This is a genomic window from Streptomyces sp. NH27 (genome assembly GCF_056859195.1).
In genome coordinates, this window is the sequence record NZ_JACEGK010000744.1 from 1 (window position 1) to 2,707 (window position 2,707).

Here is a 2,707-nt window from a genome sequence, read left to right on the forward strand (position 1 = left end):
GTCTTCCGCCCTGCCGCCCGGACTGCGGCGCATCACCGCCCGGCGGACCAAGGTGGGCCTGGTGGCCGGCGGACTCGGCGCCTACTGGCCGCAGTTCCCCGACCTGCTCCCCCAACTCCAGCGCTCCGCGGACCGGGTGGCGACGCGGATGCGGGCGCTGGACTGCGACGTGGTGGACGCCGGGTTCGTCTCCGACGCCTCCGACGCCGCGCGCGCCGCCGAGACGCTGCGGGTGGCCGGCTGCGACATCATCGTCGGCTTCCTCACCACCTACATGACCGCCTCGATGCTGGTGCCGATCGCGCAGCGCAGCGGCGCGCCGGTGCTGCTGATCAACCTCCAGCCCACCGAGGCGATGGACCACGCGAACTTCGACACCGGGCAGTGGCTGGCGTACTGCGGCGCCTGCCCGCTGCCGGAGATGGCCAACGCCTTCCTGCGCTGCGGCATCGACTTCCGCTCGGTGTCGGGGTACCTGGAGGACGAGCGGGCCTGGACCCGGATCGGCCGCTGGATCAAGGCGGCCGGGGTGCGCGGCGCGCTGCGGCACGGCCGGCACGGCCTGATGGGGCACCTCTACCCCGGCATGCTCGACGTGTCGACCGACCTCACGCTGGTCCCGGCGAACTTCGGCGGCCATATGGAGGTGCTGGAGTTCGACGACCTGCGGGTGCGGGTCGCCGGCGTGACCGACACCCAGGTCGAGGAGCGCATCGCGCTGGCCCGGGAGGTCTTCGACCTGGACCCGACGGTCCAGGAGGAGGACTTCCGCTGGGCGGCCAAGGTGTCGGTCGGACTCGACCGGCTGGTGGACGACTTCGCGCTGGACAGCCTCGCCTACTACCACCGCGGTCTGGAGGGCGAGCAGCACGAACGGCTCGGCGCCGGCATGATCCTCGGCGCGTCCCTGCTCACCGCGCGCGGCGTGCCCGCCACCGGCGAGTACGAACTGCGTACCTCGCTGGCCATGCTCATCGTGGACCGGCTCGGCGGCGGCGGCTCGTTCACCGAGCTCCAGGCGCTGAACTTCCGTGACAACGTGGTGGAGATGGGCCACGACGGCCCGGCCCACCTGGCGATCAGCCGGCGGCGGCCACTGCTGCGCGGCCTGGGCGTCTACCACGGCAAGCGCGGCTGGGGCGTGTCCGTGGAGTTCGACGTGGCGCACGGCCCGGTCACCACGTTCGGGATCGCTCAACAGCGCGACGGCGCCTTCACGTTCGTCGCCTCCACCGGCGAGGTGGTCCCCGGACCGCTGCTGGAGATCGGCAACACCACCTCGCGGGTCGACTTCGGCTGTGACCCGGGCGAGTGGACGGACGCGTGGAGCGCCACGGGCATCTCGCACCACTGGGCGCTGGGCGTCGGCGACCTGCTGCCGCAACTGCGGGCCACCGCCGACCTGCTGGGCGTGGAACTGGTGGAGGTCGCCCGGTGAGCACCGATCCGAACTGTCAGCAAGAACCGTCCGCACTGGAAAGCAGGTCCCCCCATGGCCGGTCGTGAGGCAGCCAAGAACGTACTGCGCGCGCAGCGCATCGAGTTGCCGTCGTGGGCGTTCGGCAACTCCGGCACCAGGTTCAAGGTCTTCGCCCAACAGGGCGTGCCCCGGGACCCGTTCGAGAAGATCGCCGACGCCGCCCAGGTGCACGCGTACACCGGGATCGCGCCGATCGTCGCCCTGCACATCCCCTGGGACGAGGTCGAGGACTACGCCGAGTTGGGCCGCGCCGCGGCGGACGCCGGCATCACGCTGGGCACCGTCAACGCGAACGTCTTCCAGGACGACGACTACCGGCTCGGCAGCGTCACCAACCCCGACCCGGCGATCCGGCGCAAGGCACTCGACCACCTCTTCGCCTGCGTCGACGTGATGGACCAGACCGGTTCCCGGGACCTGAAACTGTGGTTCTCCGACGGCACCAACTACCCCGGCCAGGACGACATCAGGGCCCGGCAGGACCGGCTGGCCGAGGCGCTGTCCGCGGTGTACGAGCGGCTGTCGGCCGACCAGCGGCTGATCCTGGAGTACAAGCTCTTCGAACCGGCCTTCTACACCACCGACGTGCCGGACTGGGGCACCGCCTACGCGCACTGCCTGCGGCTGGGCGAGCGGGCCCAGGTGTGCGTCGACACCGGGCACCACGCCCCGGGCACCAACATCGAGTTCATCGTGGCGTTCCTGCTGCGCGAGGGGAAGCTCGGCTCGTTCGACTTCAACTCCCGCTTCTACGCCGACGACGACCTCATGGTCGGTGCCGCCGACCCGTTCCAGCTCTTCCGCATCCTCTTCGAGGTCAAGCAGGCGGGCGGGCTGGACGCGGACTCCGGGATCGCGTTCATGCTCGACCAGTGCCACAACATCGAGCCCAAGATCCCGGGCCAGATCCGTTCGGTGCTGAACGTCCAGGAGGCCACCGCGAAGGCGCTGCTGGTCGACACCGAGGCGCTCGCCGCGGCGCAGGTGGCCGGTGACGTGCTGGGCGCCAACGGCGTCCTGATGGACGCCTTCAACACCGACGTGCGCCCGCTGCTCGCCGAACTCCGCGAGGAGATGGGGCTGGACCCGGACCCGATGTCCGCGTACGCCCGCTCCGGCTACGCCGACCGGATCATCGCCGACCGGGTCGGCGGCAACCAGGCCGGCTGGGGCGCCTGAGCGCTCCCGCGCAACAGCCGCGGGTGAACGGCCCGGGGCGGGTCCGGC

At 71.3% G+C, this 2,707-nt stretch carries 2 protein-coding genes; both read left to right on the forward strand.

From position 1 onward, the window contains the following. Positions 1–10 precede the first annotated feature (10 nt). Entirely contained in the window at positions 11–1,438 is a 1,428-nt protein-coding gene (locus AC13HU_RS35265) for an arabinose isomerase (RefSeq protein ID WP_483046078.1), read from the forward strand. Between the two features lie 54 nt (positions 1,439–1,492). Then, positions 1,493–2,659 (forward strand): L-rhamnose isomerase, encoded by a 1,167-nt coding sequence (gene rhaI, locus AC13HU_RS35270; RefSeq protein WP_483046077.1) that lies wholly within the window; start codon positions 1,493–1,495, stop codon positions 2,657–2,659. Positions 2,660–2,707 lie beyond the last annotated feature (48 nt).

Bases quoted from the DNA above. Each gene is read 5' to 3' on its own strand.
- rhaI (WP_483046077.1), top strand. From the start codon at position 1,493: ATGGCCGGTCGTGAGGCAGCCAAGAACGTACTGCGCGCGCAGCGCATC.